At 28.0% G+C, this 5,369-nt stretch carries 4 protein-coding genes; 3 read left to right on the forward strand and 1 reads right to left on the reverse strand.

The window, feature by feature from the left end; all coding sequences use genetic code 11:
* Positions 1 to 897: cyclodeaminase/cyclohydrolase family protein (locus AB1Z17_RS00865; RefSeq protein WP_368049899.1), on the forward strand; the 897-nt coding region annotated here is incomplete at its 5' end.
* 135 nt (positions 898 to 1,032) lie between these two features.
* Here the strand turns inward: AB1Z17_RS00865 and AB1Z17_RS00870 are convergent.
* The gene (locus AB1Z17_RS00870; protein ID WP_368049900.1) at positions 1,033 to 1,674 is read right to left on the reverse strand and encodes an O-methyltransferase; all 642 of its coding nucleotides are present in this window, start codon (positions 1,672 to 1,674) and stop codon (positions 1,033 to 1,035) included.
* A gap of 291 nt (positions 1,675 to 1,965) precedes the next feature.
* On the opposite strand from AB1Z17_RS00870, the gene AB1Z17_RS00875 reads away from it, so the two are divergent.
* Both AB1Z17_RS00875 and AB1Z17_RS00880 read left to right on the forward strand, forming a co-directional pair.
* The gene (locus AB1Z17_RS00875; protein ID WP_368049901.1) at positions 1,966 to 2,682 is read left to right on the forward strand and encodes a polysaccharide biosynthesis/export family protein; all 717 of its coding nucleotides are present in this window, start codon (positions 1,966 to 1,968) and stop codon (positions 2,680 to 2,682) included.
* A 4-nt stretch (positions 2,683 to 2,686) separates the two neighbouring features.
* Complete coding sequence (locus tag AB1Z17_RS00880) at positions 2,687 to 5,140, forward strand: GumC family protein (protein ID WP_368049902.1); 2,454 nt, start codon at positions 2,687 to 2,689, stop codon at positions 5,138 to 5,140.
* The last annotated feature ends 229 nt before the right edge of the window (positions 5,141 to 5,369 follow it).

Consider the following 5,369-nt stretch of genomic DNA (forward strand, 5'->3'; position numbering starts at 1 on the left):
ATTACATCTATGCACGTAGCTTTTGATGAAACTGTAAAGTCTGCAACCAAAAGAGGTTTAAGAGTAACAGGCTCGGAATTAATTGGATTAATTCCTTTAAAAGCAATGTTAGATGCGGGTGATTATTTTCTAAAAAAGCAAGAACGTTCTTTAGGAATTTCAGAAGAAGAAAAAATTAAAATTGCTATAAAATCCTTAGGACTAGACGATTTAAAACCTTTTAATCCAAATGAAAAAATTATTGAATATTTATTAGAAGATACTACTTCAAAAAAACTTATAGATTTTACTGTTAAAGGTTTTGCTGAAGAAACTGCTGGAGAATCTATGGCTCCGGGAGGAGGTTCTATTTCGGCATATGTTGGTGCTTTGGGAGTTTCTTTAGGTACTATGGTTGCAAACCTTTCTGCACATAAAGCTGGTTGGGATGCTAAATGGGAATTTTATTCAGATTGGGCCGTAAAAGGACAAACGTATAAAAATAAATTATTGTTTTTAGTAGATGAAGACACCAATGCTTTTAACAAAATTATAGATGGTTTTAGAATGCCAAAATCGAATTCTGAAGAAATTGAAGCGCGTAAAGAAGCTATAGAAAATGCAACTAAATATGCTACTGAAATACCATTTCAAGTAATGGAAACTGCATACAATTCTATGGAAGTTATGCAAGCTATGATTGCTGAAGGTATGCAAACTTCACTATCTGATGCTGGAGTTGGAATTTTATGTGCCAGAACAGCTGTAATTGGAGCTTATTTTAATGTTAGAATAAATGCAAAAGACATAAAAGACAGAGTTTATGCTGAAGATATATTGAATAAAGCGAAAACTGTATATAATAAAACCTTAAAAGTTGAAAATGAAGTAATGGATTATATTGATTCTAAAATGTAATTGTACTTGAGAAGTTGAAAAGTGAAATGTGAGACGAGAAATGTCGAAAGTAAAAAAGCTCTCTTGACTATTTGAGTCTCACGTTTGAAGTTTCACGTATAATCTTTTAATTTTTGGCTTTGGATTTCCAAAAACTCAAACACGAATGGTAAAATGTTGTTTGGCTTGTTGGGTTCTAAAAAAAACAATTCCCCAAAAATAAGTGTCAATTGTAATAGTAACTTTTGGATTATTTTTAATTTCTTCCCAGGCTTCTTGCATTTCTTTTGACCAATTTATATCATCAAAAATAAAAACTGAATTGTTAGTTGCAGTAACCAAACATTGTTTAAAATAGTTTAAAGTGGCTTCCTTTTGATGATTTCCATCAAAATATATAAAATCAAAGTTAGTGTTGTTTACTAATTTTGGCAATGCATCCTTAAATTGGTTATTAATTAATTTAATATTGGTTAGATTAAATTCAGAAAACAACTCTTCAGCTTTTTTAGCAGTATTTTTACAACCTTCAACAGTTATAATTGAAGCATTTGGATTTCCAATACTTAAAGCAGCAGTACTTAGCCCTAAAGAAGTTCCTAATTCAAGAATAGTTTTAGGTTTAACATATGCAATAAGTCTAATTAATAGGGCAGCGCGTTTTTTTGAAATCCCAGCAACTTTTGCAATTTGAGCAACTTTTCTGTTCTGAGTTTTAAATATTTTTGAACCTCTTCCAAAGTCGTTTACAGTAATATTTGTGTTATTATTGTATAAATAATTTTGAATAGAAATCATCAGTTTTAAGCTGTCTGATTCAGTTTTTTTATTAAAACACTCAGTAACTAAATTGTAAACAAAAGGAGAATGAACCCCGTGTTTATTAGTTGACTTTATTAAAAATAAAAAATATGACTTTATTTTGAACCACATACTTATTATGATATATTGCGAAAATAGCTGAAAAATTATTTTAATCTGCTATTAAAAATTATATTTGTGATGCTCCTATACAATTTTTATATGAAGAATCTTTTTTTGATTATATTATTATTAACTTTTTTTACATCTTGCATTTCTACAAAGAAAATGACATATTTTCAAGGTGAACCTGTTAGTAAATCTGAACTTTATAAATTAAATAACGAGCCTTACCGACTTCAAATTAATGATATTTTATATATTGATATTAAAGGTAGCAATCCGGAAATTGTGGCAATGTTTACAAGTGATGGAGAAAATACAAGTAGCGCTGCAAATAAAACTCAAAATTTATATTTTACAGGATATTCTGTTGATAGACACGGAAATATTAGAATTCCGTATTTAGGCGATGTTAATGTTTTGGGTTATACAGAAAAGGAAGTTCGTGAAAAAATAGAACAAAATCTTGAAACTTTTTTCAAAAATCCAGAACAATTATTTGTTAATGTTAAACTGGCAGTTATAAATATTGTTGTTACAGGAGAAGTAGGTTCACCAGGTTCTATAAATTTAATGCAAAATCAAGTTTCTATTATAGATGCTATTTCTAATGCAGGCGAAATTACACCTTTTGGAAATAGAGAAAATGTTACGATTATAAGAAAAACAATTGATGGTGTTAAAAAGTACACTTTAGATTATACCAAAATTGAACTTTTTAATTCAGAAAACTTTTATTTACAACCTAACGATATTGTGTACGTTGCACCTTTAAAACAAAAGTCGTGGGGAACCGGTACAACAGGATTTCAATCTTTTACAACAGTGGTTACAATTTTATCTTTTTTAGTAAGTTCTGTATTATTAGTTAAAAATTTATAATAATATGGATAATAAGTTTAGTTTTAGTGAACACACCAGCGAACATATTTCTGATATTAAAGATTACTTATTTAGAATAATTGCGAACTGGAAATGGTTTGTATTTGCAATATTGTTGGCATTAGCTATTGCATATTATTTTAATATTTCTTCTGAAAAAATTTATGGTTTATCAACAACAATTGCAGTTAAGGAAAAACAAAATCCGCTGTTTTCTACCGGAACAAATATTGCATTTAATTGGGGAGGTGTAAGCGATAAAGTAGAATCTATTAGAAAAGCCTTGACATCTAGATCTCATAACGAAAATGTTATTAAAGAGCTTGGTTTTTATATAGATTATTTAAAAGATGGCAGGTTTAGAATGGAAGATGTTTATAAAGAAACGCCATTTGAAATAAAGTTGCAACCCAACCAAAACCAATTATTAAATACACTTGTTAAAATTGAAATTATAGATGAAAATAATTTTAATTTATCGGTTGATTTTGATGCAGAAAAAAAATATAATTTAATAAATTATAAAAGCGAAACTACCGAAAGATTTATTCCTGATAATGGTAGTTTCTCAAAATCATATGCATTTGATGAGTATATAAACTTACCATTTCTAAAAGCTCAGATATTAAAATCTGATCTAATTAAAATTGGTATAGCGAACATATTCTATATAAAATTAAATTCTTTAAATAGTGTAACCAGCAATTATAAAAATATTAGAGCAAAAGGATTGTCAGGTACTTCTTTAATAGAACTTTCTTTAACAGGTTCTAATAAAAATAGAATTGTAGATTTTTTAAATAAAACTGTTGAAGTTTTATCTGAAGTAGAATTAGATCAGAAAACAAACTATGCAAGAAGCACTAAAGAATTTATTGATGCACAGTTTAAAAATACTTCAGATACCTTAAAATTAATTGAAACTAATATTGAGAAATTTAAACAACAAAACTCCATTTATGATTTATCAGCACAAGGAGGAGAAATTTTTTCTCAAACTACAGGTTTAGATAAACTACAAAAACAGTTTACAGACAGAATAGAGTATTTTGAAAATTTAGAATCGTACATAAAGAATAATACAAACTTCTCAAAAATACCGGCTCCAGCAATTATTAACATAGAAGATGGATCAATTTCAGCAATGGTAGGTGAGCTAACAAAACTTTCAATAGAAAACGAAAAACTTTCAAAAGAAGTAACGCCAAATCATCCTTCATTAAAATTAAATAATGATGAGATTGAAACAACAAGAAATGTACTGCTTGAAAATTTATCATCTTTAAAAAAAGCCACTTTAGTAAGTTTAAAAAATAGCAGAGAGCGCTTAAATACTTATAACTACCAATTAAATAAGCTTCCAAATAAAGAGCAAAAATTATTAAATTATCAAAGAAAATATAGTTTAACTGAATCTAATTACGTGTTTTTAATGCAAAAACGTTACGAAGCAGATATTGCAATTGCAGCGAGTGTATCAGATATTTCGGTGTTAGATTCTGCAAAAGATACAGGACAAGGATCAATTTTACCTAGAATATCTTTTAATTATATGATTGCATTATTATTAGGTGTAATCTTGCCACTTTTTGTTGTTATTGCTAAAGAAATACTAGATAATAAAATTCATACTGCAGAAGATATTGAAAAGCTAACGCCAATACCAGTTTTAGGTGTTATAGGAAAAAATACGGCAAGTAATAACTTGGCAGTATTTCTAAAACCAAAATCTATGGTAGCAGAATCTTTTAGAGCCTTACGTTCAAACATTCAATTTTTATTTGATAGAAAAATAAAAGATCGGTCCAAAACAATTTTGGTAACTTCCTCAGTTGGTGGAGAAGGAAAAACATTTATTTCTATAAATATGGCAACTGTTTTTGCATTAGGTGGTAAAAAAACTATTTTAGTTGGGTTGGACTTAAGAAAACCAAAAATATTTGGTGATTTTGATATAACGAACGACATAGGTGTAGTAAATTATTTAATTGGTGAAAAGAATATTTCAGAGGTTATTAAAAAATCTAAAATTCCTAATTTAGATATTATAACATCTGGACCAGTACCTCCAAATCCTTCTGAATTATTAATTAGCACCGCTACCGAAGAGCTTATTACTAAATTAAAAGAAGATTATGATTATATAATTTTAGACACACCTCCAATTGGTTTAGTTAGTGATGCCCTGGAACTTTTAAAATATACAGATGCTACCATATTTGTGTTGAGACAAGATTATTCTCAAAAAGGAATGCTTAAAATTATAAATGATAAACACAAAAATGATTCAGTTTCTAAAGTAAGTATTGTTTTAAATGATTTTAAAATAAAATCTAGGTACGGCTATGGTTACGGTTATGGCTACGGGCATGGATATAGCTCTGGGAAGTATTCGAATGGATATACCGAAGTTGAAAAGAAATCTTTTTTAAAAAAACTGTTTGATAAAAATAGTTAATATTTTTAGGTTATAAATTTTGGTTTGATTCACACCGTTTTTTATAAAAATCCGTATTCTTAATAATTTCTAATTTAGCACCAATATATTTTTTTAAAAAGTGACAAAAGTCACTAAACTTTCTTTTTAAAAAACTGGTGAACCAACTCTTATAAAGTATATTTGCATAAAATTTTTATAATGAATAAAGCTATATATATAGCAACCAGCGAAGCAAATAGTGGAAAAT

The sequence above is a fragment of the Lutibacter sp. genome, from assembly GCF_040883305.1.
Taxonomy (GTDB): Bacteria; Bacteroidota; Bacteroidia; order Flavobacteriales; family Flavobacteriaceae; genus Lutibacter.